General features: G+C 53.9%; 32 protein-coding genes and 2 tRNA genes. 21 read left to right on the top strand and 13 right to left on the bottom strand.

Features of this window, described 5'->3' with window-relative positions; translation table 11 throughout:
• Positions 1-702 precede the first annotated feature (702 nt).
• Together ACILP3_RS09115 and ACILP3_RS09110 are read left to right on the top strand one after the other, a co-directional pair.
• Positions 703-1269, top strand: coding sequence for a tyrosine-type recombinase/integrase (locus ACILP3_RS09115; protein ID WP_395616326.1), 567 nt, complete (start codon positions 703-705; stop codon positions 1267-1269).
• A 455-nt stretch (positions 1270-1724) separates the two neighbouring features.
• Complete coding sequence (locus tag ACILP3_RS09110) at positions 1725-2000, top strand: hypothetical protein (protein ID WP_395616325.1); 276 nt, start codon at positions 1725-1727, stop codon at positions 1998-2000.
• Here ACILP3_RS09110 and ACILP3_RS09105 read toward each other — a convergent pair.
• The 5 genes from ACILP3_RS09105 to ACILP3_RS09085 all read right to left on the bottom strand — a co-directional run bounded on the left by ACILP3_RS09105 (position 1977) and on the right by ACILP3_RS09085 (position 5476).
• Complete coding sequence (locus ACILP3_RS09105) at positions 1977-2333, bottom strand: hypothetical protein (RefSeq protein WP_395616324.1); 357 nt, start codon at positions 2331-2333, stop codon at positions 1977-1979. The genes ACILP3_RS09110 and ACILP3_RS09105 overlap by 24 nt on opposite strands.
• Positions 2330-2755 (bottom strand): hypothetical protein, encoded by a 426-nt coding sequence (locus ACILP3_RS09100; RefSeq protein WP_395616323.1) that lies wholly within the window; start codon positions 2753-2755, stop codon positions 2330-2332. The genes ACILP3_RS09105 and ACILP3_RS09100 overlap by 4 nt, the downstream gene beginning before the upstream one ends.
• 138 nt (positions 2756-2893) lie before the next feature.
• Positions 2894-2969: transfer RNA gene (locus ACILP3_RS09095), tRNA-Thr, on the bottom strand.
• 61 nt (positions 2970-3030) lie between these two features.
• The gene (locus ACILP3_RS09090; RefSeq protein ID WP_395616322.1) at positions 3031-4299 is read right to left on the bottom strand and encodes a tyrosine-type recombinase/integrase; all 1269 of its coding nucleotides are present in this window, start codon (positions 4297-4299) and stop codon (positions 3031-3033) included.
• Between the two features lie 280 nt (positions 4300-4579).
• Entirely contained in the window at positions 4580-5476 is an 897-nt protein-coding gene (locus ACILP3_RS09085) for an MJ0042-type zinc finger domain-containing protein (RefSeq protein WP_395616321.1), read from the bottom strand.
• A 257-nt stretch (positions 5477-5733) separates the two neighbouring features.
• Between ACILP3_RS09085 and ACILP3_RS09080 the strand changes: the two genes are divergently transcribed.
• Together ACILP3_RS09080 and ACILP3_RS09075 are read left to right on the top strand one after the other, a co-directional pair.
• Positions 5734-6264, top strand: a complete 531-nt coding sequence (locus ACILP3_RS09080) for a YdcF family protein (RefSeq protein WP_395616327.1) — start codon at positions 5734-5736, stop codon at positions 6262-6264.
• A gap of 3 nt (positions 6265-6267) precedes the next feature.
• Entirely contained in the window at positions 6268-6957 is a 690-nt protein-coding gene (locus ACILP3_RS09075; protein ID WP_395616320.1) for a lysophospholipid acyltransferase family protein, read from the top strand.
• 16 nt (positions 6958-6973) lie between these two features.
• Here the strand turns inward: ACILP3_RS09075 and ACILP3_RS09070 are convergent, their stop codons facing one another.
• Positions 6974-7879 (bottom strand): prephenate/arogenate dehydrogenase family protein, encoded by a 906-nt coding sequence (locus tag ACILP3_RS09070; RefSeq protein WP_395616319.1) that lies wholly within the window; start codon positions 7877-7879, stop codon positions 6974-6976.
• The gene (gene hisC / locus ACILP3_RS09065; protein ID WP_395616318.1) at positions 7879-9015 is read right to left on the bottom strand and encodes a histidinol-phosphate transaminase; all 1137 of its coding nucleotides are present in this window, start codon (positions 9013-9015) and stop codon (positions 7879-7881) included. The genes ACILP3_RS09070 and hisC overlap by 1 nt, the downstream gene beginning before the upstream one ends.
• A 72-nt stretch (positions 9016-9087) precedes the next feature.
• Between hisC and ACILP3_RS09060 the strand changes: the two genes are divergently transcribed.
• The 9 genes from ACILP3_RS09060 (at position 9088) to ACILP3_RS09020 (ending at position 16167) form a co-directional block, all read left to right on the top strand.
• Positions 9088-10209 (top strand): homoserine O-acetyltransferase, encoded by a 1122-nt coding sequence (locus ACILP3_RS09060; RefSeq protein WP_395616317.1) that lies wholly within the window; start codon positions 9088-9090, stop codon positions 10207-10209.
• Positions 10206-10799 (top strand): methionine biosynthesis protein MetW, encoded by a 594-nt coding sequence (gene metW, locus ACILP3_RS09055; RefSeq protein WP_395616316.1) that lies wholly within the window; start codon positions 10206-10208, stop codon positions 10797-10799. The genes ACILP3_RS09060 and metW overlap by 4 nt, the downstream gene beginning before the upstream one ends.
• A 160-nt stretch (positions 10800-10959) precedes the next feature.
• Positions 10960-11046: transfer RNA gene (locus tag ACILP3_RS09050), tRNA-Leu, on the top strand.
• Between the two features lie 172 nt (positions 11047-11218).
• Positions 11219-12445: a tyrosine-type recombinase/integrase gene (locus tag ACILP3_RS09045; protein ID WP_395616315.1), complete on the top strand. Its 1227-nt coding sequence runs from the start codon at positions 11219-11221 to the stop codon at positions 12443-12445.
• Between the two features lie 387 nt (positions 12446-12832).
• Entirely contained in the window at positions 12833-13015 is a 183-nt protein-coding gene (locus ACILP3_RS09040) for a hypothetical protein (protein ID WP_395616314.1), read from the top strand.
• Between the two features lie 373 nt (positions 13016-13388).
• Complete coding sequence (locus ACILP3_RS09035; protein ID WP_395616313.1) at positions 13389-13622, top strand: transcriptional coactivator p15/PC4 family protein; 234 nt, start codon at positions 13389-13391, stop codon at positions 13620-13622.
• A gap of 357 nt (positions 13623-13979) precedes the next feature.
• Positions 13980-14606, top strand: coding sequence for a hypothetical protein (locus ACILP3_RS09030; protein ID WP_395616312.1), 627 nt, complete (start codon positions 13980-13982; stop codon positions 14604-14606).
• Between the two features lie 560 nt (positions 14607-15166).
• Positions 15167-15502, top strand: coding sequence for a hypothetical protein (locus ACILP3_RS09025; protein ID WP_395616311.1), 336 nt, complete (start codon positions 15167-15169; stop codon positions 15500-15502).
• Between the two features lie 284 nt (positions 15503-15786).
• The gene (locus ACILP3_RS09020; RefSeq protein ID WP_395616310.1) at positions 15787-16167 is read left to right on the top strand and encodes a hypothetical protein; all 381 of its coding nucleotides are present in this window, start codon (positions 15787-15789) and stop codon (positions 16165-16167) included.
• 250 nt (positions 16168-16417) lie between these two features.
• Here the strand turns inward: ACILP3_RS09020 and ACILP3_RS09015 are convergent, their stop codons facing one another.
• A complete protein-coding gene (locus ACILP3_RS09015) occupies positions 16418-17011 on the bottom strand; it encodes a TlpA family protein disulfide reductase (protein WP_395616309.1) in 594 nt (197 codons plus the stop codon).
• On the opposite strand from ACILP3_RS09015, the gene argH reads away from it, so the two are divergent.
• From argH to ACILP3_RS08975, 8 genes are read left to right on the top strand one after another with little or no spacing between them, the layout of a single operon-like run.
• On the top strand, positions 17010-18398 hold the full coding sequence (gene argH / locus ACILP3_RS09010) for an argininosuccinate lyase (protein ID WP_395616308.1): 1389 nt from the start codon (positions 17010-17012) through the stop codon (positions 18396-18398). The genes ACILP3_RS09015 and argH overlap by 2 nt on opposite strands.
• Positions 18395-18700, top strand: coding sequence for a hypothetical protein (locus ACILP3_RS09005; RefSeq protein ID WP_395616307.1), 306 nt, complete (start codon positions 18395-18397; stop codon positions 18698-18700). The genes argH and ACILP3_RS09005 overlap by 4 nt, the downstream gene beginning before the upstream one ends.
• Before the next feature lie 9 nt (positions 18701-18709).
• Positions 18710-19972, top strand: a complete 1263-nt coding sequence (gene lysA / locus ACILP3_RS09000) for a diaminopimelate decarboxylase (protein ID WP_395616306.1) — start codon at positions 18710-18712, stop codon at positions 19970-19972.
• 9 nt (positions 19973-19981) lie between these two features.
• The gene (locus ACILP3_RS08995) at positions 19982-20761 is read left to right on the top strand and encodes an NAD(P)-dependent oxidoreductase (RefSeq protein WP_395616305.1); all 780 of its coding nucleotides are present in this window, start codon (positions 19982-19984) and stop codon (positions 20759-20761) included.
• Positions 20762-20796: 35 nt separating this feature from the next.
• Positions 20797-21606, top strand: a complete 810-nt coding sequence (proC, locus tag ACILP3_RS08990) for a pyrroline-5-carboxylate reductase (RefSeq protein WP_395616304.1) — start codon at positions 20797-20799, stop codon at positions 21604-21606.
• Complete coding sequence (locus tag ACILP3_RS08985) at positions 21603-23207, top strand: amidase (protein WP_395616303.1); 1605 nt, start codon at positions 21603-21605, stop codon at positions 23205-23207. Before proC ends, ACILP3_RS08985 begins: the two co-directional genes overlap by 4 nt.
• On the top strand, positions 23208-23681 hold the full coding sequence (locus ACILP3_RS08980) for a PaaI family thioesterase (protein ID WP_395616302.1): 474 nt from the start codon (positions 23208-23210) through the stop codon (positions 23679-23681).
• Positions 23678-24088, top strand: coding sequence for a PaaI family thioesterase (locus ACILP3_RS08975; protein ID WP_395616301.1), 411 nt, complete (start codon positions 23678-23680; stop codon positions 24086-24088). The genes ACILP3_RS08980 and ACILP3_RS08975 overlap by 4 nt, the downstream gene beginning before the upstream one ends.
• Positions 24089-24094: 6 nt before the next feature.
• Here the strand turns inward: ACILP3_RS08975 and ACILP3_RS08970 are convergent, their stop codons facing one another.
• From ACILP3_RS08970 to ACILP3_RS08950, 5 genes are all read right to left on the bottom strand, one after another.
• On the bottom strand, positions 24095-24607 hold the full coding sequence (locus ACILP3_RS08970; protein WP_395616300.1) for a YbjN domain-containing protein: 513 nt from the start codon (positions 24605-24607) through the stop codon (positions 24095-24097).
• A 107-nt stretch (positions 24608-24714) separates the two neighbouring features.
• Complete coding sequence (locus ACILP3_RS08965) at positions 24715-25023, bottom strand: accessory factor UbiK family protein (protein ID WP_395616299.1); 309 nt, start codon at positions 25021-25023, stop codon at positions 24715-24717.
• Positions 25024-25060: 37 nt separating this feature from the next.
• Entirely contained in the window at positions 25061-25612 is a 552-nt protein-coding gene (locus ACILP3_RS08960; protein ID WP_395616298.1) for a TspO/MBR family protein, read from the bottom strand.
• A 148-nt stretch (positions 25613-25760) separates the two neighbouring features.
• Positions 25761-26060 (bottom strand): hypothetical protein, encoded by a 300-nt coding sequence (locus ACILP3_RS08955; RefSeq protein ID WP_395616297.1) that lies wholly within the window; start codon positions 26058-26060, stop codon positions 25761-25763.
• A gap of 11 nt (positions 26061-26071) precedes the next feature.
• Positions 26072-26933: M16 family metallopeptidase (locus ACILP3_RS08950; RefSeq protein WP_395616296.1), on the bottom strand; the 862-nt coding region annotated here is incomplete at its 5' end.

The following is a 26933-nucleotide window of genomic DNA, read 5'->3' as shown; positions in this document are numbered from 1 at the left end:
GCATTGTGACGGTAAGCAATTCGTGGAACTCACTACACGGCTTCATTGCACTACCCATCGCTTTGCGCTGGATGCCTGAAACGACGACCCTTTGTGTCTGTAGCGTTTGCAATGTCGGAATGGTTGGAAGTCTTGGAAAATCAATTAGACCCCCATAGGCTCAAAGTGAGTGGGAAGGACACTGGAACCCACAAGATCAATGCCATCAGCCGCGATATGAGCTGGCATGATCTGCGTAAGACGGCGCGTAATAGGAGATCGCAAAACCTGCCTCTCTCGTGATTGTATCACGAGTTGCGTCCATATCGTGAAAGCATACCTCAGTAAATGTAAGCATTTATTACTGCCCTACGGGGCAGTGGTTTGGCTCCCTAGTAAATGCCCTTACCCCAAGCATGATTACCGAAAACAATTTCAAAGAATTCTAACCGTAAGAATTTCGCTTCTGCATAATGTGAGCAGAGCAAAGCGATGCGAACATAGCAGAAAGCGAATGTGGAACAGCGAAGCTGGAACGCATGATTATGCCGATGAATGAAGAGCTACGCCCACATTCCCGCTTATTAAGAAATCATCGGAAGTTAATAAAAATCGCTAAGGTCGTTGGAAACCAACAAAATCAGTTTGGAGATTTCTGGTAGGATCAAATGTCTGATTAACTTATATTTCTCTCAGACGGAAAGTTTATGAGAGATAGGTAAAATGGCAAAAGCAAAAGTCCTTACTAAAGACGAAATCAAACGGGTGATGCGTATCGCTGACACGGGAAACAACGGTCTCCGTGACCGTGTTGCACTGTCGCTTAGTATACTAGCTGGTATGCGCATTGGAGAAATTGCCGCTTTGAAGATTTCTGACGTTCGCGGAATTGATGGGAGGGCTGAAGAGGTCATCAATCTCAGCAAGCATCAAACGAAGGGCAACAAATCTAGGCGTGTCTTTATCTCTGACGAGCTTCGCAAAATCCTAAATCAATATCTCGCTCAGATCAGCCAGCTTGACGATAGCAAAGCGTTCATTCGTAGCAGTCGTACTATGGGGCATTTCAGCAACATCAGTCTCAGCCTGCGCTTCAAAGCTATCTACGCAGTAGCTGGCATCAAAACGAGCAGTCATTCAGGTCGCAGGACATTTGCTACTAGATTGAACGCAGCTGGCATTGGCATGGCAACAATTCAGCAAGCGATGGGACATTCTAATATCGCTACTACTGCTGGATATTGCTGGGTGAGCGATGAGCAGCTTGCGAACGCGGTTAATGTGATTTGAGCAAATACTGCATAATTTCAATTACAGGATTTTGGTCATTTCTTCTGCTGCATAAACAAAAAACAGCCTCACGAGCGTGAGGCTGTTAAGTTTGTTTGGGTCTAGGTCGCAAATGCTAGTCAAGCGGCTGGGGGTCAATGATCCAGCCCTTACTAAAGTGCTTCGTCATAGATTTGCCGCAATACTTGCAACGGGAGGTCACTCCATTTGTAGTCGCTCTGGCGTAACCTTTGGACCGATGATGCTTCCCTAAAGTACAAAAAAATAGTCTGCGTATTGCCCACACCACAACTTTGCACCTCAGCGAAACTTCACGAAAGACGCGGTGTACCACTTAAGCAAAATTGTAAATTTTCATATTTGATAGTTTTATACAATAGTATTCATCAATATTGAAATAAAATTTCATTTTTACAATTCTAGGATAAATTGCTTAAATAATATTAGGATAATGTATGATTGATGAAATAACAAAAATATTTAATTTTCAGAATTCAACTAAAATAAGATGTTTACACAATGAGGTCATTATTATAAAAGAAATACTAGAAAATGGACCACTTCCATCATTAGATTTAATGAAAAAAACAGGAAGATCAATTTCTGGACATAACCAAGACTTAAAAAGACTTTTAGATATTGGGGCATTAAATATGCGAATATCGGAATGTGATAAAAGAAAACGAATATATGATATATCAGAGAATTTAATGGATAAATTTAGCATTTAAAAAATTGAAAAAATCAAAACTGACGGTGTCGGTTGGACGACATCCGTCAAGCTGAGCATTAGTCACGCCCAAGATGCGCTCAGCTTCCGCAGACAAATCCACAGATGGTCTTGCCCACTCATTAAACTCATCGTTCTCGTCCCAACGATTGCCTGCGTAGTAGTGAATTATTTCACCCTTCTCTGGCGTCAGTGCGCTAGTCTCAAGCCGTATGATTAAGTCACGCTTCAGCCCACGAGTGCCAGCCTGAAACAGTTCTAACCCACCTTGAATGTACAGTTCAAACAGACTGTCGTGCAGCCGCTTTTGGCTGTGGATTAGCTTGTCGTTCATCGTGCAATTGCCTTTGCCGCTTTGCGAAATGCGACCTCATCATTCTGTGCCCCGTAGACATACCCGCGCAACGCTTTTTGCTGATCAGTTGGTGATGGCTCTGCTTGACGAATTCCCTGCTGAATTGAAGAAACAGCCTTAGAACGGTCCTCAGTGTCATTCTGACTATTTTGAGTATCAGTGCTGCTTGGCTTGGGCTTTTGCGTTTGAGCAGTACTCTGTGGAGTTGGCTTAGGTGGTTTGGACTTTCGTGAACTACTTTGCTTTGCAAGCGCATCGTTTCTGTTGGCAAGTTCTGCGGTCAGTTGGAGCGTCACGCCCATCAGTAGATCAATGTCAGCCTTGATCTCTTTGCTCTCAATCTCAGCTGCCAGTTTCGGCAGTAAAAAAATTGCTCGTTTAATCTGTTCTCGTGCGTCCATGCATTACACTCCTTGATAAGTGTATTTATCACTATGACAAAGCATGGTTCGCTATTGAAAGCGGCGTAACTATACAACACAAACGCCATCGATCAGATTTTCTCTGTCGGCTTAATATATTGAAAATAAAAGAAATAATGGTGCCGCCTATAGGATTCGAACCTACGACCCCCGCATTACGAATGCGATGCTCTACCAACTGAGCTAAGGCGGCAATGGCGTGTCCATTAGCGGGAATAAGCCCAATTTCCCAGCCTTTTTTTACGACTTCGCCGTCAGTCGATAGCGCCACTCTGCAACTGAGCGATGTTCATTTCAGCCGTGAGATGCTTGGCATAGAACCTATCAATCATTTCAACAGAAGTACGTGCGCTACGAGCAATAGTAAGCAGATCAATGCCTTCTCCATGTATCATGCGGAACATGATACATGTGTGCCTCAAGCTGTAGAGCGTCCTTGCATCGCCATTTGAGCCCGTTTTCAACCCAGCAACCTTCAGCACTTGATCAAATTGCCGCGTGATATCTCGCAATGCATAATCGCGGTTCAACTGCTGCGGACAAAACAGATAGTCATCTGGCTTCCCAAGCCCTTCTGCCTTCTGACGCTCTAATAATCCGTCATAGACATCTACAGCCCTTTTGAGCGTCACGACTGGGCTTCCATGACCTTTTGTCGGTGGGTGCGTCAGTCGCAGATAAGTGTCTTTGCCGCGAATAATCGCAACATGTTTATGCTGAAGCACCTTTATATCCGTTGGACGAATGAACGAATTCGTCATAAAGATGATGAGATCATACACATCTTGCGTAATCTCGACATTGCGCAGGAACTTTCCAGCCTTTGTATCCACCCGTATTTTCGTGCCAATGCGTGACCTACAGACGGAATGAAGCGTACTATACTCTTTGCTGTTGAACCAAGGACGGGCTGTGTCAGTCGTTTTGAGACGCGGGAACGCTGGAAGCCCAGTTATCACTCCAACTCGCTGAGCGTACTTTAATATCGTCTTGATATGCGACAGATGTATCTTGAGGGTGTTGATCGTAAGCGGACGATCTGGAGTACTGAGCTTGTTGATGTAATCGCTGATGACGCTGTAATCTATGTCCGCAATTTCATACTTGCCAAAATGCGGTAGCAAGTCAGCTTCCAGACGCCCTGCGTCATAATTAACTTTCTGCTTTGATAATTCACCACGCTTGAACCGTGCATCATTCTCTTTGGCAAGACCACGAGCGCAAACTTCAAAGCCACTCGTTTTGGTAAAGGGAAGATTGTTCATCTTGCGATGCTTGAGATCAACAAAGACCTTCTTTGCAGCTTTGATCGCTTCCTTTTTGTCAGCAACCTTCAAACTACGACGAACGATTTTTCCGTCCTCATAATACCGCGCATACCAGAATGGAGACGCTGCCATTTTGTAAATTGTGAGCGTACCGAACCCCGTCACCTTCTGCAGCGAACTTGGAATGGGCTGCGTACGGTCACGCATTGTCGGGTCAGCACGACTTTGACTATTTTTTACAATGCCTTTGCTCATGAAATTGTTGTATAGTAAAAACTATACAACAGCAAGCGTGTCTAAATCACTGTAAGTACTGCATTCTCTAGAAAAATGGGGTGTTCGCCAACACATTACGAATGCGATGCTCTACCAACTGAGCTAAGGCGGCTTGTGGCGCTTGGGCCTTGGCTGCGCATAGCCAAGAGCGGCGGTCAGTTCAAGTGGCCTTTATGCAGAATATCCCGACGGCCTATGTTGCGATGCCAGCGCAAGGCCGCGCGGATATATGATATTGAACCCTCTAATAAAGCGGTGGTTAATCGCCCGAAAGCACCCAGCCAACGCTGATCTGCTTGGCCGCCAATGGAACGTCCAGCCGCGCTTCGCTAAAATCGAGCTTTGCGCCCGGGGCAAGCGTGCTTGCCTTTGCTTTCATTTTCCAACTGTAGACCGGTCTGCCGCTCGCATCTTTTAATGTTACCAGCATGTCGGGCACATTTTGCTGCACCCCGGTCGGGTTCACAATGCTACCGCTGGCGATAAAATAAGGCGTGCCGTCTTCGCGTTGATTCAGCGCCAGATTTTCATTGAGCACGATTGTCAGGTCAGGTTCTTCTGTCGTGCTGGAAAGGCCGATATTTGGCATGCCGAAATAAGAGATAGCGGTGCCAATGATGGTGACCGTCAGTGCAAAGATGATGGCCGCAAAAGTCCACATTTTCGCAGGGCTACGGCGTTGGTTGAACGGTGGTTCATGCGCAAATCGGCTTTGTTTTGCTTCTGTGCCTGCCCATTTGCGCGTCGCTAAGGACGGATCGACATATACAGGCGTCGGATCAGGCGCGACCGCGCGTTCCGGTGCAAATATTGGGGCGGCGGGCTGCGCGTCATCCGCATCCGTTTCTGCAACCCTGAATCGGGGCGCAGGGTCAGGCGAAACCAAGGGATTGGCTCCAAGTGCCGACGCATCTGCAGAAGGCGGCTCGGGTACCGCAGCCTGTGGCTGCACAATAACGGGCGCAGGCTCGCTCGGCTCTGCCCGTTCGGCGATGCCCTGTTCGGCAATAACGGGTTCTGGTGCTATCAGGGGAACTACCCCCTCTTGAAACCATGCATGCTTGCAATTGGCGCACCGCACTTGGCGGCCATCAACACCAACGGCATTGTCAGGAACAGCATAACGTGTGCGGCAGGAAGGGCAAACAAGCAGCATGTCAAAACATAGACAGCAGCATCTTGTCACTTGCAACCCTAGTATTGTAAAATGCTGTGGACGATAGTTTTTCGGGCGGCAGCGCGATGCGGAATAGCCTTTACCCCGTCATGCCCTTTGTGCCATTTGTCGCAGCGATGCAGAGCCTATTGGAATTCAACAAACTGGGCCATCCGCTTTCGCATTCCGCTTGCCGTGGTGCCGCTTGCTATGCTTAGGGCATGCGTCACGGTGATTTCTGCGTTAAAGAAGATGTTATGATCAGTCGCTTCATCGCTTGCATATTGTTGGTCTGGATGCTGGGCTTTGCTTGGTTTGCGTTGTTGTTGCCGCAACCGGCGGCCATATCGCCCACCGATGGTGTGGTCGTGCTAACAGGTGGCGCCAACAGAATTGATCGCGGTCTGGAAATATTGGAATCGGGCAAGTCCAAAAAATTGCTGATTTCCGGTGTGGACCGTGATGTGAAACCGCCCGAGCTTGAGGCGCAATATCCAAAATCTGCCCAATATTTTCAATGCTGTATCGCATTGGGTTTCCAATCGGTGGACACGCGTTCCAATGCGTTGGAAACAGCAGCATGGGTAAAGCGGAACAATATGCGCAGTATTCGACTTGTTACCCATGATTGGCACATGCGCCGCGCGCGCTTCGAACTTGACCGGGCCTTGCCCAACGGCATCACCGTCACCAATGACGCGGTGTCGACCCATCCGTCCTTTGGCGGTTTATTCAAGGAATATAATAAATATTGGTTGCGCGCGGTCGCGTCGCTTCTTGGCCTGTAAGCCATGATCGCAGTCATCCGGTCTGCTGTCTACGTCGTGATATTTTACACAGGGTCGGTGTTTTTCGTCGTGACCGCATTTTTGGCGCAATGGTTCTCCATCCCGCTGATGCAATGGGCCGTGCGCGGTTGGTCGCGCTGGCAATATTTCTGCTACCGCCGGATATTGGGCATTCACATCAAGATTGAGGGCGAATTACCCCAAAAACCCGTGCTGTACGCCATCAAACATGAAAGCATGTTTGAAACCATCGACATGCCCCGCATGTTTCGCAAACCCGCAGTAGTCACGAAAAAAGAGCTGTTTGATATCCCCTTATGGGGTCCCGCCGCGCGGGCCTATGGCATGATCCCTGTTGACCGCAATGGTGGCGCGGCGGCGCTACGGGCCATGCTGTTTTTGGCCAAAAAAATGATCGCCGACGGACGACCAATTGTGATCTTCCCCGAAGGAACCCGTGTCGCCCCGGGCCATCGGCCGCCATTGCAGTCGGGCTTTGCGGGTCTGTATAAGCTCATCAACCTCCCCGTCGTACCGATTGCGGTGGACAGCGGCACTTTAAGCCCGCGCAGAGCGGGTATCTGGAAATCAGGGACGATTACTTATAAGGTCGGGGAAGAGCTTCCCACAGGCTTGCCACGTGCGGAAATTGAGGCGCGAGTACATGCCGCCATCAATGCGCTGAACGCTTGACGGCTTGGGCTCTGGCTTAATGCTTGCGTCCGAAATCGGGCGCGTCATCATCCTGCCCCTGTTCCACAATCGACCGTCGGATATTGCGGGTACGCGCAAATAATGCCTCTAGCTCGTCGCCTTTGTCGTACCGGATCGCGCGTTGCAGCGCGCTTAAGTCTTCGGAAAAACGCTGCAGCATTTCAAGCACCGCGTCCTTGTTGGACAAAAACACATCACGCCACATCACTGGGTCGGATGCGGCGATACGGGTGAAATCACGGAAACCACCGGCGGAATATTTGATCACTTCGCTTTGTGTCACGCCTTCCAAATCATCGGCGGTGCCGACGATGGTGTAAGCAATTAAGTGCGGCAAATGGCTGGTGACGGCAAGAACCATGTCATGATGGCGCGCATCCATAATCTCGACATCGGCGCCAAGCTGCTGCCAAAAAATGCGCAGGCGCTCAATAGCGGCCTCGGGTGCGTTTTCAGGTGGCGTCAATATGCACCAGCGGCCCTTGAACAAGGTCGCAAAACCAGCGTCGGGTCCGCTTTTTTCGGTGCCCGCCACCGGATGGGCCGGAATAATGATCGCATCAGGAAGCACCGCAGAAAGCGCCTCTGCCACGCTTTGTTTGCACGACCCCACATCGCTGACAATTGCATCGGCAGACAGGTCCGCCGCGAATTCCGCCGCCACCGCACCCATTGCGCCCACGGGCACGCACAGGATGACAAGATCCGCATCGATCACTGCCGCGCCAGCGGTGTCCGTCACATCATCGCAAATACCAAGCGCAACCGCGCGTTCGCGCACAGCCGGGTCGGCGTCATGTCCAGTGATGCGCACTAAGGGCATCTGCGCCCGAACCGCGCGCGCGACCGATGAGCCGATGAGACCCAGGCCAATGATCGTCAGGCGGGCAAAAGGCAACATTAGGCATTCGCGTCCAAAATCTGGCGCAAGGCAGACATAATGCCCCGCGTTTCGTCTTCGGTGCCGATGGTGATCCGCAAACCATTGCCAAGCCCCTGACCCGGCAACCAGCGGACGATATAGCCTTTGGCCATCAACGCATGATAAGCGGTCTCTGCGCTGCATGTGCCTTCAAATAAGACCATCAGGAAATTGCCCCAAGATGGAATGACCTTCAATCCGTGGTTGGACAATGACGCAAACTCCGCCGCCATCCAGTCGCGCCATACGGCATTATGCTGACGGCTACGCGTCACAAAATCTGTATCCGCAAGCGCCGCAATGGCCGCCGCCTGTCCTGCAGCCGTCACGTTGAACGGCGCACGCACGCGGTTGAGCGTCGCGATCAGGCCCGCATGACCATAGCACCAGCCAATGCGTTCTGCCGCGAGGCCGTAAATTTTAGAGAAAGTCCGCGTGATCAAAACATTGTCATGGCGGCGCGCCAGTTCCAATGCGGCAGGACCGTCATCCTCAAGATATTCGCCATAAGCTTGGTCCAGCACAAGCACACAATTTCCGGGCAAGCCAGCATGCAGCCGCGCAATTTCGCTGTCGTCGCAATAGGTGCCCGTCGGATTATTTGGGTTCGCCACAAAAACCACGCGCGTCTTGTCGGTCACCAGCGCCAGCAGGGCATCGACATCGGTGCCATAATCCTTGTCCGGCGCGACAATCACATTGGCCGCCGCTTTGCGGGCCGCAATGTCATAGACCGAGAAACCGTAACGGACATAAATGATATCATCGCCTGCACCCGCATAGCCCATGGCGATGAGGTTTAGCAGTTCATCCGAACCTGTGCCGCAGACGATCTGCTCGCTATTGACCTCATATGCCGCGCCAAGGGCTTCACGCAAAGCGGTGCAGGCAGGGTCAGGATATCGGGCCAAAGAATCGCTTTTGTCCACCAGCGCCGCCGCAGCGTCGGCACTACATCCCAAAGGGTTTTCGTTCGCCGATAATTTAATCAGCACGCGGCCATCGTCCGACTTTGCTTTGCCGGGTGTGTAGGCGCTGATAGCTTCAATCCATGGTTTGGCGATGGGTGTGTTCATGCCCGTGGCCATAGCGGTGGCATCGGCGGAGCGCAACATGTCGCCAAACCGCCGATAGTTCTTTTACGAGTTTGGGTTGTTTCGCACGAAACCGCTGATATGGCGGTCATCATGCATCACGATACGCGTTTCGGATTGGATAAAAAGGCACAATTGCTTGGGCCAGTGCAGCTCGACAGCGGCGCAGAGTTTGCGCCTGTCGAATGCGCTTATGAAACTTATGGTGCATTGAACGCCGACAAATCTAACGCCATCCTGATTTGCCACGCGCTCACCGGCGACCAATATGTGGCGTCGAACCACCCCGTTACCGGCAAGGCAGGCTGGTGGACGCGGATGGTTGGCCCCGGCAAGCCAATCGACCCTGCGCGCCATTGCATCATCAGCATAAATGTTCTGGGCAGCTGCATGGGATCATCTGGCCCTGCCAGCATTGATCCGTTAACGGGCGCGCCTTATGCCATGGCTTTTCCAGTCATCACCATCGCCGACATGGTCCGTGCGCAGGCGCTTTTGCTGAACTATCTGGGCATTGAAACATTGGAGGCGGTGGTCGGCGGATCCATGGGCGGGATGCAGGCATTAAGCTGGGCCGCTTTATATCCCGACCGCGTGCGTTCGGCCGTTATCATTGCATCGACCGCGCGACATTCCGCGCAGAACATTGCGTTTCACGAGGTTGGGCGTCAGGCAATTATGGCGGACCCACGCTGGAATAATGGCGCTTATTATGGGCAGGAGGCACCCGCCGCTGGCCTTGCCGTTGCCCGCATGGCGGCACATATCACTTATTTGTCAGAAGCCGGCCTTACCGAGAAATTCGGTCGTCGTTTGCAAAATCGCGATGCCAAAAGCTTTGGCTTTGACGCCGATTTTCAGGTTGAGAGCTATTTGCGCCACCAAGGCCTTAGCTTTGTCGACCGCTTTGATGCCAACAGCTATCTCTACATCACCCGCGCGATGGACTATTTTGACTTGGCCGAACCGCATGACGGCGCACTTGCCAAGGTGTTTTCCGGCACCAAAACGCGTTTCTGCTTGATCAGCTTTGACAGCGACTGGTTGTATCCAACGGCGGAATCGCGGCGCATTGTGCATGCCCTGAACGCAGCAGGCGCGGCGGCGAGCTTTGTGGAACTATCAAGCCCCTTTGGTCATGACGCTTTCTTGTTGGAGGCACCCGAAATGAACCGCATCGTCGATGGCTTTTTGCGCGCAGGGGAAAACCGGTGACAGCGCTGCGCCCCGACCTTGCGATTATCGCCCGCGAAGTGCGCGCCCATACCCGTATCCTGGATGTTGGCTGCGGCGATGGCCTGTTGCTGGCGGCTTTGCGCGACACCAAAGATGCTGATGCACGCGGGATGGAGCTTGATGCACGCGACGTTGCCACGGCGGTTGCACGCGGGCTATCCGTGGTTCAGGGCGATGCAGATACGGACTTGGCCGATTATCCCGATGGCAGCTTTGACTATGCGATTTTAAGCCAGACGTTGCAGACCACCAAAAGGCCTGATCTGGTGTTGGACCATCTGGTGCGGATCGGGCGGCAGGCCTTTGTCTCCTTCCCCAATTTCGCGCAATGGCGCATTCGTTTGGCCCATATGTTTGGCGGACGTATGCCCGTAACAGAGCAGCTTCCCCACCGATGGTATGACACGCCCAACATCCACCATGTGACCATTGACGATTTTCGCAGCTTTCTTGCCGAGCGCGATATTCGCATTGAGGGCCAATGGTTTTTGTCAGGTGACAAACCGCGCAAGGAACGCCTCGCCAATCTCCTCGCGGAACATGCGGTGTTCCTGCTGCGGCGTGATTAGGGCGCGTCGGAATTTTGACATCCGTTCGTCCGCGCCATGTCGGCTCGCTATAGAATTAAGCGGGCGTGACTCGGCCCCTTTGGCATCGGCGAAACGATAATGCCTGTTGCGCCTGCCGACACGCTTTGCTAGGGGCCGCCTCCTACCTGTCTAGGCGCGTGCGGCCATGGCGGAATTGGTAGACGCGCAACGTTGAGGTCGTTGTGGGCGAAAGCCCGTGGAAGTTCGAGTCTTCTTGGCCGCACCAGACAGCCGTTTTCGGTTGTTTTTCGTTATTCCCAAACATCTTGCAAAACCAACGTGTTTCTGACAATTATTGTGCCTATCCAGCGTCAGGCATTCCCTTTTGTTCTTCCCTAGCCCGTCTCACTTGGGGGCATATTTGGGGGCATATCGCTAAATCGAACTTCGGGGGATTAATGCCACTAACAGTTTTGCAGATTGCCGCGTTGCAGCCGCTAGATAAGCCTTACCGTAAGGCAGACGAAAAAGGGCTTTATCTAGAAATCACCCCAAGGGGGTCAAAGCTGTGGTATTTCAAATACCGGATAGGTGGCAAAGAAAAACGCTTGGCGCTGGGCGCGTATCCTGAAACGACTTTGACAGATGCAAGAAGCAAGCGGGATGCATATCGCAAGCAAGTGCAAGAAGGTATCGACCCAGTGCGCGAAAGGCGGCTGGAACGTCTGGAACGCAAGGTCAACGCGGGGCATACCTTTGCCGAAGTGGCGACCGATTACATTCGCGTCAAATATCAGAATGAAGGCAAGGCTAAAGCGACGATTAAGAAGCAATATTTCTATATGTCGCACCTGACGCCAACGCTCGGCAACACACCCCTTGGCGACATCAAGTCGATTGAACTGATGGCGGCATTGCGGAAGTTAGAGGCTAAAGGGCACCGGCAGACTGCCAAATGCACCCGCGCCTTTGCGAGCCGTGTATTCCGCTATGGGGTAGGCATCGGCAAGTGCAGCGACGACCCAGCGCGCCTTTTGTCCGGCAACCTGTCGGCTCCAAAGGTCAGGCATAGGGAAGCGATTTTGAACCCCGAGCGCATGGGCGAGTTTTTGCGTGCAGCCGACACCTATACCGGACAAGCCATAGTGCAGATTGCAGTGCAGTTGCTTCCCCATGTTATGCTTAGACCGGGCGAATTGCGGCTGGGCCATTGGCAGGAAATAGACTTCGACAAGTGCGTATGGCTTATCCCAGCCGGGCGCACGAAAATGCGGAAACCCCATGCCGTGCCATTATCTACCCAAGCCGTTACCCTGTTGCGCGAACTGGAGCGCCATAGCGGGGGGCTGGAGTATATGTTCCGAGGCCAAGGCAAAAAGGGACCGATAAGCGAAAACACTCTCACACAAGCCTATCGGCGCATGGGCTTTGGACCGGACGAAGTGACGCCGCATGGCTTTCGCACAACGGCGTCAACATTCCTAAACGAGACCGGCAAATTCAATAAGGACGCTATCGAAAAGGCACTCGCCCATAAGGACGCAGACGCCATTAGGGGTATCTATAACCGTGGCACATATTGGGATGAACGAGTGCTGATGATGCAATGGTATAGCGATTATCTTGATAGGCTCAAAACCGGCGCGGTAGTCCTGCCCTTTAATGCAGAGAGAACGAAAGCGTAGATTTTAATTATTAAAATATTAAAACCCTTTTTACATTTTTATAAATCCTTTTAAAGTAAACATTTTTTCGTCGATAAGCTGGGGACAAGTCATTGTCGCTACTGGCGAAGATATCCTTATTCAGACATAATATGTAATTGCAGCGAACGATTAAGCGTTTTCTGCAATGCCGGTTCGTTTTTGGACCGGTCACTTCTTATAAAGGATTTTTATGTCACAGGAATTATTGACCGTAGCTCAATTTAAGGAGCGCTATCAAATATCACATACGGCTTTTTACAGGCAAAAAGCGGCTGGGCTACTACGGACCATCAAAATTGGTGCATCTACCCGCATACGCGTTGCTGATGCTGAAGCATGGCTTACGAAGCTGTCAGGGGGTGCAGCATGAAACTGCCAGACTGCGAAACAAATGAAGCTGGACGCGTTGCACCGCAGTCCAGCCTCAAGAGCGTCACAAAGCTTGGCAGCGACGTAACGCATAACAACTACTCTAAAACCCCCAACAAGGGCAAGAAAAATGCTTTGGCTGTTCCGGCACCCTACCAGATTATAACAGGTGCAGCATGAGGGCCCGCTCTGTTTCTCCAAGGCAAGCAATAGCCCGCAAATGCAAAGACTGCACATATGACACCGAAGCAGCCGGTAACTGGAGGCAACAAACCGGAGCCTGTCCGATAGTGAATTGTCCGCTTTGGATGTTTCGGCCGTTGCAAAGCAATGCCCCTACATGGCTGGTAGCACGGGACTTGTCACGGCTTCCTGGTGATTGGCGTTCACTGGCTCAGTTGGAAGCGGTTTCTATCGTGGCCGGTAAGGCTCCAAACGGTTGCGAGGGAACGCTGTTTCCGGATAATGCGACGACGGATGATGGTTGTACCCCCGTCGTATACGTCATGCCCGTAAACGAAGCGTGTCAACGCTACAGTGAAGGGGGTGCAGGATGATTTCTCAAACCCTGCTATCCTTCCCCCAGCGGGGCGATACGGTGCTTGTGCAAATTAATCAGCACAAAGGGCAGACCTTTGCCAATTTCCGCAAATGGTATCCCGATGGCAAGGCTTTGAAGCCGACAAGGCAAGGCGTTACGATACCGCTCCACGCCCTGCCCGAACTGCACAAGGCACTTGGGGCATATCTCGCAACAATCGACCCAGCGACGCTTACAAGCCGTTAGGCGCATCCGCATAAATTGAGGGGTGGCTTCAACGTCACCCCCTTTTTACCTGACAGCCTGTTGTTCCCCCTTGTGCGCTTGAACATGGGAACGCTTTCGCGGGAGTATGACAGCTAATCTATTGGGATAACTAAAAAATGACGCAATTTTATCATCAACCGCTAGCTAACGATGGCAAGAGACCAAACGCACCCATTCCGGCCGTCTTCTCACTTTGGCATGCCCCTTGCTACTTAAGCTATAGTTATTCGTGTGCGCCTACTTAACGATAAGCAGCCATTATTGAGGCATGGCGGGGCTGGCAATCGAACGACGGCGACGACCGACTATCTGACACTCCGACAAGCCCACAACCTGATGGCCGCGGTACAATATGCACTGGTAATAGGCAAACCCCTAACCCGACACCTGACCGTCCGGCTGGAGCAGCAAGGCATAGCGGATACTGACGCAGTAAAGGCCATCGGTAGACTGATAACGCTATTGCGCGACCATGTGCGAAAAACGACAGATGGCGAAATTGCCTATATTTGGTCGCGGGAGCATGGCGCAGTTATTGGAGGCCATGTGCACATCTTGCTGCACTTACCGGCCGGTTACATCTGGCAAGGGCAACGGGTGCAACGCTGGATAGAACGTCTATCCACCAGAGCATACAGGAAAGGCACAATCAAAACGACCCGCGTGGGACGCAATGCCAAAGCCTATGAACAAAATCCTGGTCTATATCTGGCAAACCTTGCGACGGTTGTCGGCTATATCATGAAAGGCACGGGCCCAGATGCAAGCGCAGTGCTTCAACTGGAGAAGGCGCAGGCACAGGGCCGCGTAATCGGTAAGCGTTGCGGTATGTCACTAAACATCAGGTCAAACCGCACACCCTTGCAAACAAGGCCACTAAAGGGCCAGTTCTCTTCCCAACTTGGCATACGTCAATTCGCAAGATGCCTTCAACAAGCCGCCGGAGTTAGTAAAACGCTTTAAGCGCATTGTCATGCCATCGCGGCGGTTCCATATATAAACACGCGCCACTTGCAATATCTAAATCTGGCAATTGTGGGGTAGCGGACAATCGGGGCACGCGGGACATTGTCCGGATATGTCACGGCTCAGAGGTGGATATAAAAGGGTCGGACGGGACACACTCCTAAGGGAGTGCCCCATGTCCCGTTCCACTGGGGAGAATAGGGCGGCGACGGCGCCCCCTGCACGAATTTGGGTCCTCCCAGAGGCTTTCCGGTCTCGGGTTATTGCGAGTACCATGCTTCCGCAGAGTGACGAATTTCGAAAACCAATGACTAGGTCAACGCTCTGCTATATCGAAACGAATGTGCTGACTGCCGCAGCGGCAGCTTTCAGGCGACCGTCACCACCTTTTGAACGACTGCAATTGGGTGGAAACCGGAAGTTCGTAATTGGGCCGTGATCGGTCATTCTGCTACCCTTCTAAGCGGAAAGGCATCCGAGTTGCTGCAATGTTGCATTGAGAGATCATCACGTCATAACGTTGTTCATCGCTCGGTTCATTTTGGAGATTATGGACTATGAATTTATGGCACGCCGTGACTGCCGCTATTATCACTTCTACTGCGGCTTCTATTATGATGGCTATCGGCGGAATGACGCTCATACCTCACGTCCCTGATCTCTATAACGAGCTTTATAACGGCTCCAGACTACAGCGCCCGGAAAGCACCGTGGTGTTTTTCGCCATCTTCCCCACCCTGCAAATTTTGCTCGCTACAGCGTTTTTAGTGACAACTCGAAACTCTCGACGGAGCGAAACTAAAGTCGTACAAGCCATGCTGCCTCTTTTGTTAAGTTGCTTGTTTACAATAATACAAATTTATAGATTTAAAGGAGCGCTAAGCCACTTTTGACTTAGCGGCTTACCTCAGCGGACATAGCTGACGATCGTGCTTCACACTCCGTTATTGGGCTCCAAAAAGTTTTAACCAATGTCCGCAATTGGGTCGGGAGGCGACTGTCTGCTTTTGGGTCAACGAGGGCGCAAGGCGGAACTTCAGCAAACAGCCCATTTGGAATAAAGCCACATCTGAAAGTCGGCACTTCAAATATCTGGTAATGGTTATGGACACGAAGGGCTGGGAGCTGGTTCTGTAGCCATAGCAACTTAAACAAAAATGGCGTATAAACCGCCGGTATGATAACGGCCAAACAGGAAGCTTTTTGCCAAGCACTGATAGCAGGTAGAAGCCAATCAGATGCCTATCGCGATGCTTACAATACAAAGCCACGCTCTACGGCTGGTGCAATCGCGGTAAGTGCTTCGAAGCTTATGTCAGACCCTAAAATTACCCTAAGAATTGCGGAATTGCGAAAAGCCGATGCTGAAGCAGTCTGCTGGTCCCGCCGTCAGTCTGAAGAGGTTTTGAAGGGCATCGCGCTATCCGAAGCCATCAAGCCGTCTGAACGTATTGCTGCCATTCGGGAACTTAACACAATGTTCGGATACAAAGCGCCAAGTGAAGCCGTGGTGTCGGTGAATGCATTGAAGCCGATTACGGACGAAGACTGGCTTTAGTGCCGAGTAGATTGAATAACGCCATTGCAGCCGACGCTTTCCCTCAAGCCACTTTCATTTGGGGGCATATATGGGGGCATATGTTTTATATATAACCAAATAATGAATATAAAACATATATTTATAAATATAGTTCGAGTATTCTTGGCCACCATTTTTTCGGCAATACATGCAAGCCAAAGCCAGCGCCTCAGGGGGCTGCCCCAAGGCAGCGATCGCCAAATATCCCTTTGGTATCTTCTAAATCCTATCAGTCGGCGGCGCGCAGCAGCTTTGCGATTTCGGCGTCATCCCATGCGACGCCGCCCGCAATCCGCCAAACCTCTTTGCCTGCGCTGTCATATAAAATCGTCGTGGGCAGGGCGATGGCATTGTTGAACGCGGCCAATATTGCATTGTCGGCGTCGGTATAAGGCACCAGATTCTTGACCTTAGTCTCTTTGAAAAAGGCCAAGACGGGCGCGCGCCCTTCAAGGTCTTGCGATACCGCAATCACCGCCATCCGGTCCTTTTCCAGCTTTGCCAGCGCGTCCAGCGTCGGCATTTCGGCCTTGCATGGCGCGCACCAAGTCGCCCAAATGTTGAGCAGCAACGGCTTGCCTTCAAAATCTGCTAATGTCACATCCTGCCCGTCGGCGTCCGCAAAATGTGCGGTCGGTGCCTTTTGGCCTGCAAATGCGTAACTGAGCGTCGCGCGCGCGCCATGGGCCGTTTCCAATGCGATGTCGGCCTTGCCCATGGCACCAGAGTTTGCCGCTAATGCGGGTTGCGCTTGCCCCTCGGCTGGGGTTTCTTTATCGCACCCCGTTAACACCAGAAGGATTAGGGCAATTACAAAGCGCATGTCGGATTCCAATAGCATGTGGGGCGGCCGGTTCGGCGAAGGCCCCGGCGCAATTATGCGCGAGATAAATGCCTCCATCCCATTCGACAAGCGTCTTTGGCAAGAGGATATCGCGGGCAGCAAAGCGCATGCCGATATGCTGGCCGCGAACGGCATCATTTCCGATGCGGATAATGTCGCGATCCAAAAGGGGCTCGACACGGTCCATGCCGAATATCAAGCCAATGGCGTGCCCGTTGATCTCACGCTTGAAGATATTCACATGGTGACAGAAACGCGGCTGCGGGAGCTTATAGGCGAACCTGCCGCGCGCCTGCACACCGCCCGGTCACGCAATGATCAGGTCGCGACCGATTTTCGTCTATGGGTGCGTAACGCCACGCAGGAAATCGATAGTGGCCTGCGCGCGTTCCAATTGGCGCTGGTTGCCCGCGCCGACGAACATGTGGGCAGCATCATGCCCGGCTTTACGCATTTGCAAGTGGCGCAGCCGGTGACGCTGGGTCATCATTTGATGGCTTATTATGAAATGGCAAAACGCGACCGCAGCCGCTTTACCGATTGCCGCCGCCGCCTGAACCTTTCGCCTTTGGGGGCCGCCGCTTTGGCGGGCACATCCTTCCCGATTGATCGCGCTGCCACCGCCGCTGCGCTTGGCTTTGACGGTCCGATGGGCAACAGTCTGGATGCCGTATCCGACCGCGATTTCGCGTTGGAGTTTCTAACGGCAGCGGCGCAAACCGCCTTGCATCTGTCGCGTCTGGCCGAGGAAATGATTCTTTGGGCATCGCAACCCTTTGGCTTCATCGCTTTGCCCGATGCATGGTCAACGGGCAGCTCGATCATGCCGCAAAAGCGCAACCCCGACGCGGCCGAGCTGGTGCGTGGACACAGCGGGCGGATCATTGGGTGCATGAACAGCCTGATGATCACCATGAAGGGTCTGCCCTTGGCCTATTCCAAGGATATGCAGGACGACAAACCTCCGGTGTTTGAAGCCTATGACCTGCTCGCTTTATCGATTGCGGCGATGACGGGCATGGTTGCCAATGTGACGTTCAACACAGGCCGTATGCGGGAAGTCGCGGACACCGGATTTTCCACCGCAACCGATTTGGCCGATTGGCTAGTGCGCGCATTTGCCATGCCCTTCCGTGAGGCCCACCATGTGACGGGCAGCATTGTCAAAAACTGCGAGGCGCGGGGCATTGGCCTGTCGGATATCAGCTCTGCGGATTTAGCAGCGATCAACCCGATGCTCGCGGGCTGTATTTTGCCTGATCTGTCGATTGATGGTTCCGTCGCCAGTCGCACCAGTGCTGGCGGCACTGCGCCCGTGCGTGTAGGTGAAGCGATAGCGGCGGCAAAAAAGGAACTTGAGGCATGAAATTGCAACGCGCCCTGTTAGTGATTGGCGTCGCATTGACCGCGACCGCATGCGGTAAGGTCGGCGACTTGGAACCGCGTTCGGGCAATGCCTTGCCACCAAAAGCATATGGCCAGACCGCTGACCAATCAGCGCGCGGGTTGACGAAGCCGTCGGTGCAGGCGCGGCCCGGGCGTGCCGATGAATTGCTGAAACGTTCGGAACGGCGTGAGGATGACCCCTTTGATGTCGCCCCGGGGGAAGCGCCCAAACCATTGACCGCCCAAGACGCGACGCCACCTGCCAAAACCAATCCAGAATAAGTATCTATCATGAACCATTTTGATCTTATCGATGGCGTCTTGCACGCCGAAAACGTGTCGCTGTCCGATATTGCAGAGGCAGTCGGCACCCCTGTTTATGTCTATTCGCGGGCAACTTTTGAACGCCATGCAGCGGTGTTTCGCGCGGCTTTGTCAGGGCTTGATAACCCGCATCTTGCCTTTGCGGTAAAATCGAACCCAAATCTTGCCGTGTTGAAAGTGCTGGCGCGGCAGGGCTATGGCGCAGATGTCGTCTCGGGCGGCGAAATGGACCGCGCGCTGGCCGCCGGCATGGCAGCGGAAGATATTGTTTTTTCCGGCGTTGGCAAAACTGCCGAAGAAATGACCCGCGCACTGAAGATCGGCATTGGCCAGTTCAACATTGAATCGGAAGAAGAAGGTCAGGAGCTGGCGGCGCTGGCCGCTGCACTTGGCGTGACCGCGCAGGCCGTGTTGCGCATCAATCCTGATGTCGACGCAGGCACGCATGGCAAAATTTCAACGGGCAAAGCGGACAATAAATTCGGCGTCGGCATTCACCGCGCGCCGGGCATTTACGCACGGCTGAGCACTTTGCCGCACCTGCACTTGCGCGGTGTCGCGCTGCACATTGGCAGTCAGTTAACAAGCCTCGAGCCGCTGGAAACAGCCTTTCAAAAGGTGGGCGTTCTGCTGCAGGAATTACGGGCGGCAGGCCATGAGGTCACGCATGTCGACTTGGGCGGCGGCCTTGGCGTGCGCTATCGGGAAGGTGACAATCCGCCGGAGCCTGCCGAATATGGCGCAATGGTCGCGCGCGTGACCAAGGATTGGGGCGTGCGATTAATGTTCGAACCCGGCCGCGTGATCGCGGGCAATGCAGGCGTGTTGCTGACGCGCGTCATCCGCGTAAAGCCCGGTGCGGGCAATGCGCCGTTTGTCATTGTTGATGCCGCGATGAACGACCTCGCCCGCCCTGCGCTTTATGATGCATGGCATGATTTTGAGGCGGTTGTGCCCAATGGGCAAAGGATGATGGCCAATATCGTTGGCCCCGTGTGCGAAACTGGCGACACCTTCGCCATGGGCCGCGACATTGACCCCGTTGTCGCCAATGACCTTGCCATTTTCCGCACCGCTGGCGCCTATGGGGCGACAATGGCGAGCACATATAACAGCCGTGGATTAGTGCCCGAAGTGCTCGTTGATGGCGACAAGTTTGCGATCGTGGCGGAACGGCTTGCGCCTGAGACGATATTGGCGTCGGAACATGTGCCCGACTGGCTGAAATAGGAAATCGCGTTGGATCAGCTACCGATTTTCGTGAATTTGAAGGGCCGGAATGTCATTTTGGTCGGCGAAGGTGAAATGGCCGATGCCAAAAGACGCCTGATAGAGCGCGCGGGCGGCCTATGCGTGGATGCTAGTCATACAGACGCCCGAATTGCTTTTGTCGCCATCGCGGACGAAGACGAAGCCTGCGCCGCCGCCGATGCATTGAAAGCGCGCGGCCTGCTCGTCAATGTCGTGGATAGGCCTGATATATGCGACTTCACCACGCCAGCAATTGTGGACCGGACGCCCGTTTTGGTGGCGGTCGGCACTGGCGGCGCGTCCGCAGGCATGGCCAAGGCCATTCGCCAGCGCATTGAAACCCTGCTGCCCGAAACCTTAGGCCCGCTGGCCAATGCGATATCTGGCGCGCGCGTTGCAATCCGCGAACGCTGGCCTGCGGGGCCGCAGCGCCGCCGCGCATTGGACCAAGGCTTTGCCGCAGGTGGCTTGCTGGACCCGTTCGGCAATCACGCGCCCGACGCCGTTGAAATTTGGTTGGAAGCGGCAGAAGAACCCAAAAGCGACCGCGTCATTGAAATCATCTTGCTGTCGGATAATCCCGATGACCTGACCTTGCGGACTGCGCGGTTATTGGGTGAGGCAGACCATGTTTTCCATGACGCCAATGTGCCCGCCGCCATCCTAAACCGTGCGCGCGCAGATGCGGTACGCCATGCAGGTGCGCCGCCCGTGCCAGCGCCAGAAGGCGTGTCATTGTTCCTAAGGTTGCCGTTAGCGCATGGATAGGGCATGAGGTTGGCTTGAACATTATCAAGGTCGCCATGTCTGATTTTCCTTCCAAAATCTGTTTCTTCGGCTGCGGCAATATGGGCAGCGCGATGCTGCGCGGTTGGTTGGCCGCTGGTATGGCGCCGGACATTTTCCATATTGTGGATCCTGTCGCTGAAAACCTGCCCGCGGGTGTTGTGGTATCGCGATCGGCGCAAGACGTTCAGCAGCAGTTTGATATACTCCTTTTGGGTATCAAGCCGCAACTTTTGTCATCGCTCGCGCCGCAGATCGCGCCCTTGCTTGCCCCAGGCGCATTGGTCATTTCGATACTCGCTGGCACCACAACGCAGACCTTGTCAGATGCCTTTCCTACCGCGCGAATTGTTCGGCTGATGCCCAATTTGGCCGCCGCTATCGGCAAATCTCCCCTTGGTGTGTTTGCGCCAAAGGAAACGGCATTGGTCAAGACGGACATCGCTGCTTGGCTCGCGCCATTGGGGGCCGTCATTTGGATCGATGACGAAGCCCAGATGGACGCCGTAACCGCGCTGGCGGGGTCAGGCCCGGCCTTTATCTACCGCGTCATTGATGCGCTGACCAAAGGCGGGGAGGCAACAGGACTGCCGCACGCAGTCGCCGCGCAACTGGCCATAAAGATGACCGAAGGCGCAGCCATGCTGGCCGCGACGTCGCCCGAAACGCCGGAGACACTCGCCGCGCGCGTCACCAGCCCGGGCGGCACGACGGCCGCTGGCCTTGCGGTGCTGGACGCCGATAACGCGTTGGACAGATTGATGACGCAGACCCTGCGCGCCGCACGCGACCGGGGGGCGGCATTGGCCAAGGGAGACGGCAAATGAAATTGAAATTCCTATTGGCCGTATCTTGCGCCTTGGCACAGCCAGCCGCCGCAGCGCCAACCACCGCGCCATCAACTGCGCAGGCCAGCCTTAATCTGGCTCAAAAGGGCCCGCTGGAAAATCTGGACCTGTCCCAACTGGCAAACGGCATCCGTGACGGCGCGTTCAATAGCGAAGCGATAACCGCCGCTTACCTCGCGCGGATCGCGGCCATTGATGACAGTGGGCCAAAACTAAACGCGGTCATTGCCACATTCCCCGACGCGCTCGACCAAGCCCGCAGCATGGACGCCGAATATCGCGCGGGCCGTTATCGTGGCCCCATGCACGGCATCCCCATTTTGGTGAAGGACAATGTCGAGGTTGCAGGCCCGCTCCCGACGACGGCTGGATCACTGGCGCTTGCGGGTAACATCACCAACCGCGATGCGCCGTTCATTGCGCGCTTACGCGCGGCAGGCGCCGTGATATTGGGCAAGACCAACTTAAGCGAATGGGCCAACATCCGGTCGCGCAATTCCACCAGCGGCTGGAGCGCGGTTGGCGGTTTGACCAAGAACCCGCATGCACTTGACCGCAACAGTTGCGGCTCCTCCAGCGGCAGCGGCGCGGCAGCCGCAGCAGCTTTGGCGGCTGGCACGATTGGCACCGAAACCGACGGCTCCATCACCTGCCCCGCTGGCGTCAATGGCGTGGTCGGGTTCAAACCGACCGTCGGCTTAGTCTCGCGTCGTTTTGTCATCCCAATCAGCCACAGTCAGGATACCGCAGGGCCAATGACGCGTTCGGTGCGTGATGCCGCCATCATGCTGACCGCTATGGCCGGTAGCGACCCGCAAGACGCGGCCACCGCAGATGCGGACCGTTGGCGCGGCGATTACGGCAACGGTCTTTCCATTGACGGCCTGAAAGGGATGCGCATTGGCGTCATGCGCGCACCCAATGCCAATACGGCCTTGTTTGACGCTGCCATTGCCACGTTGAAAGCTGGCGGCGCGCAAGTCGTCCTGCTCGACACCAGCAAGATTGACCGGCAAAAAATCGGACAGGGCGAATTTAAGGTATTGCTCGCAGAACTTAAGGCCGACCTCGCATCTTATTTGCAAGCCCTGCCGGACGGTCTGGTGCCGCACAAAACGCTCGCGGATATCATCGCGTTCAATAAGGCGTATGCAAACACAGAATTGCAATATTTCGGCCAAGACATTTTCGAAGCAGCAGACAAAGAAAAGGGATTGGATGATCCCGCTTATCTGGAGGCGCTCGCAACGTCACGCGGACTGGCGACGAACGCGCTGAACCAGATGTTTGCCAGCAACAAGGTTGATGTCATCATTGCCCAGACAAACGGCCCTGCATGGGTGTCAACATTGGGCAAGGGCGATGCCTTTTCCGGACCAAGCGCCAGCCAATTGCCCGCCGTTGCCGGCTTTCCGCATTTGACGGTGCCTATGGGCCTATCTGGCGGATTGCCGATTGGCCTCAGCTTCATTGGCCCCAAATGGCATGACCATGATATACTTAAAGCAGGCTTTGCGTATGAACAGCTTTCAAAGGCGCGCGTGGCCCCAGAATTTCGTACACAATTAGAGAGTAATTAAATGACGAGCGGCACAACCGACATTGCAACCTTGGCCCCGAAAGGCGGCGGCTTTGACCCAGCATTGGTAAACAAGTTTATGGGCAAGCACGGCCATAGCGGGTTTCTCGAAATGGAATATATTGGCCATGGCGATGACTGGGTCGAACTCGCGATTGATTGGCGCGAAGATCTGGTCGCCGACCCCGAAACGGGCATATTGGCCTCTGCGGTGATCATCAGCCTTATGGATAATGCCACCAGCATGTCGATTTGGACGAAGCTGAATGAATTCCGGCCACAAGCCACGATGGACCTGCGCATCGATTATCTTCGCCCGTCACCGTCTGGACAGCGCGTATATGGCCGTGGCATCTGCTATCATTTGACCAACAGCATCGGTTTTGTGCGCGGATATGCCCATAATGGCAATCCTGACCAGCCATTGGCCCATGCCAGCGGCACGTTCATCAGGACCGGCGGGCAAACCGCATGAGCGCATTATATACCACTTTACCCCCATATGCACGGGCGCTGGATATGACGGTCGTTGACGAAATCGATGGCGTGCCGGTGATCGGCATGCCCTTTGCCAACCGCGTGCAAGGCCGTCCCGGCTTCCTACATGGTGGGGCGATTTCAGGCCTGCTCGAGATTGCAGCTATCGCCGCTGTGCATCAGGCGCTGAGGGCCAAAGGCAGCGATGCCAATATTAAACAGGTCAATGTTACCGTCGATTTCATGCGCGGTGGCCTAAGCCAAATGACCTTTGCCGTTGGCGAAGTAACCCGGCTGGGCCGCACCATGGCCAATGTTGAGGCGCGGGCATGGCAGGAAGACCGGGATAAGCCCATCGCTATGGGCTATATGCATTATCTGATTAAGGCAAAGCGCGAAGGTTAAGCGCGCTTAAGCTTCGCCATGCGTTTCGATCATGGCGCTGGCAATGGCCTCTTCGGGCGTTTTGTCGCCCCAGATGATGAACTGGAACACCGGATAGAAACGCTCACATTCGTCAATCGCGACGTCGATGATGGTCTGCGCCTGGTCGACACCCAACAAGCCGTTGGACGCCATCAGGCTGCCATGGCGGAACAACAATATGCCATTGGCTGACCACATATCAAAATGGCCAAGCCACAATTGTTCATTGATGAGGCCAAGCGCCGTATACACATTTGCCCGCTTGTCTGTCGGCACCGTGATATCGGGCAATATGATCAGTTGGAGCGCATTATCTTCTTCACGCCAGATCGCGCGCAACTGATAACTGGCCCAACTACCCTTATATTCGGCGGTGATTTCGTCTTCACCATCCAGTTCAAATGACCAGCCGCGCGCTTCAAACAAAGCGGCAAGCATGTCTACGGGCGCGGATTCATCGCGCTCGAATTGCTCATATTGTTCGTCTGCGTCGTGCATGATGATTGCGCCTGTCGTGTTGGCTTGAGTCTGCCCCCTGACGGACTCGCACGCAAGGGGCTTGCGTCAACGTGCAACACAAGGCTGTGGGCCGACTGTGGAAAAGTTTAGGCGGGGCCCTTTGCCGACTTGGTCGCTGGCTTCGCCTTAGCAGGGGCGGCACCACCTTTTGCGAGCAAAGCGGCTTCTAAAGCGGCGACCCGCTTACCAAGCGCATCAGCTTCAGCGCGGGCGTTGGCGGCAAGGGTTTTGACGGCGTCAAATTCTTCACGTGACACAAGGTCAAGGCCGCCAGCCCATTCGCGCGCGCGTTCGCGCACACTCGCCTCGGCCTCACGGCCCATGCCCGCCACGGTTCCGGCAACGCCGTTTAGAACCTTGGCCAAATCGTCAAAAATGCGCTTTTCGCTTTGCATGTCATTCACTCCATTGCGGTCGGGGGATAGACCGATATCACCCTATTTGGGAAGTCGCAGCCGGAACGTAAAGGCTTTCCGCGTCGGGATTAAGCTGGTCGATTTGAAAATTGAGGATGGCCGCGAAGCTGATCCACACCAAATAGGGCACCATCAGCCACGCCGCAGCCTTGCGCACCCGCGCAAATGCGAAGGTCGTAGTGATCGCAATAGCAAGCATGACGAGGATAATGAAAAATGCAGCCGTCACCTGATGCGCACCAAAAAATATCGGCGACCAAGTGAGGTTAATCACGAATTGGGACAAAAACAGGATGATGGCTACATTCCGGTCCCGCCCGCCACGCGCGTCCAGCACCATCGCCAATGCCAAGCCCAGCATGAGATATAAAGTGGGCCAGACGACGCCAAACACCCAGCCCGGCGGCTGAATATCGGGCTTAAGCAATGTCTGATACCATAGGTTGTCGGCCGTCGATCCCGACATAGTGCCTGAGAGAAAGCCCAGAAACATAATCGTCGGAATCACAAACAGCGCCCAACGCACCAAGGACATGCGCGACTGCGACGGAGGGACAAGATGGTTCATGCAGTGGCTCCGATCTTGATCATCGCGATTCGGAGGAAACGCGCTTGTATTTAACATAAGCATTGGCAGCGCATAGAACAAGGCCGCCTACCCTCTCGGATAGACGGCCTTTCATTCGCGTGTCAGCGCACAAAGCGCGCTGTAGCTATTATTTGCGTGTGCCGGTCAAGCCCATCGAACCAAAGGCACCTGCCTTCACTTCGCCAGTCATAGCATCACCCGACACCGTTGCTGTGGCGTCCAAATGCATCGGCATAGGCACCGTGATGTCCATGCCCCAGCTCAACGTATCACCATCAACCGTGCCATTGGCAATATCCATGGAACCAAGCCCACCGGACATCTGGCCTGAAAAGCTGCCGCCGTCGCTGTTGACGGTCAAAACTGCTTTTTGGTCACCCATTGGGCTTTTGATTGTTACGTCCCAATCACCATCAACTGCTGCCATATCCTTGCTCCTTATTTAGCACTGTTGCTTGCACTGGTGTTAGCAGCTTCGGTCACCATTTCAATTGGCAATCCCAGCGCTTCCAACTGCGGCTTCACCTTTGCCGCATCGCCCACAATGAGCCATGTGACCTTGGATGGATCCACCTTAACCCGCATTGCGTCATTCAATGCGGCAGCGGTCAGCCCATTATATTTACCCGCCAATGTTTCAGCATAATTGAAAGGGCGTTTGTTCAGGCGATCTGCCTGCATTTGTCCAAGCACAGCCGACGATTGTTCGTAATTGCCGGGCAGTTTGAGGACATTGCCCTTGATGGTCTTTTCCAGTTCAGCCGCCGTGACTGGCTTATCACCGTTAAAGTCCTTCAACTGGTCGATCAAGACTTTGACCGATGGTCCAGTCTGGTTGGTCTGCACTGGCGCGAACATGTAAAATGGTACGCGATCTTCGGCACCGTTGATTTGGCTGCGCACGCCATAAGACCAGCCCTTGGTTTCCCGCAGGTCCATGTTGATACGCGACAAAAAGTCACCGCCGAAAATCTCATTCGCTGCGCGCAGGGTCAGCAAATCGTCCGACCCCTTGGCATCCAGAACAAGGCCAGCGAGGACCAAGGATTGCGGTGAATTTGGACGGTCAATCAGCCGGATTTTTGCTTCCGGCGCTGGCAACGCAACCCCGAAATTCTTCGCAGGTGCAGGCGCAGCAGCGGGCGTCCACTTGCCGAAACGCTGCTCAAGCATGGGCTTGATTTCTTTCAAGCTGGTGTCGCCCACGACAAAGATTTCCGCTTTCGATGGATGCATCCATGACTGATGAAAATTGGAGACATCCGTCCGGCTGATTGTCGCCACGGTCTCTGCATATCCG

The organism is Sphingorhabdus sp. (genome assembly GCF_044239665.1).
Lineage (GTDB): Bacteria > Pseudomonadota > Alphaproteobacteria > Sphingomonadales > Sphingomonadaceae > Sphingorhabdus_B.
Note: the sequence above shows the minus strand (reverse complement) of the source record. Positions and strands in the feature narration are given on the sequence as shown.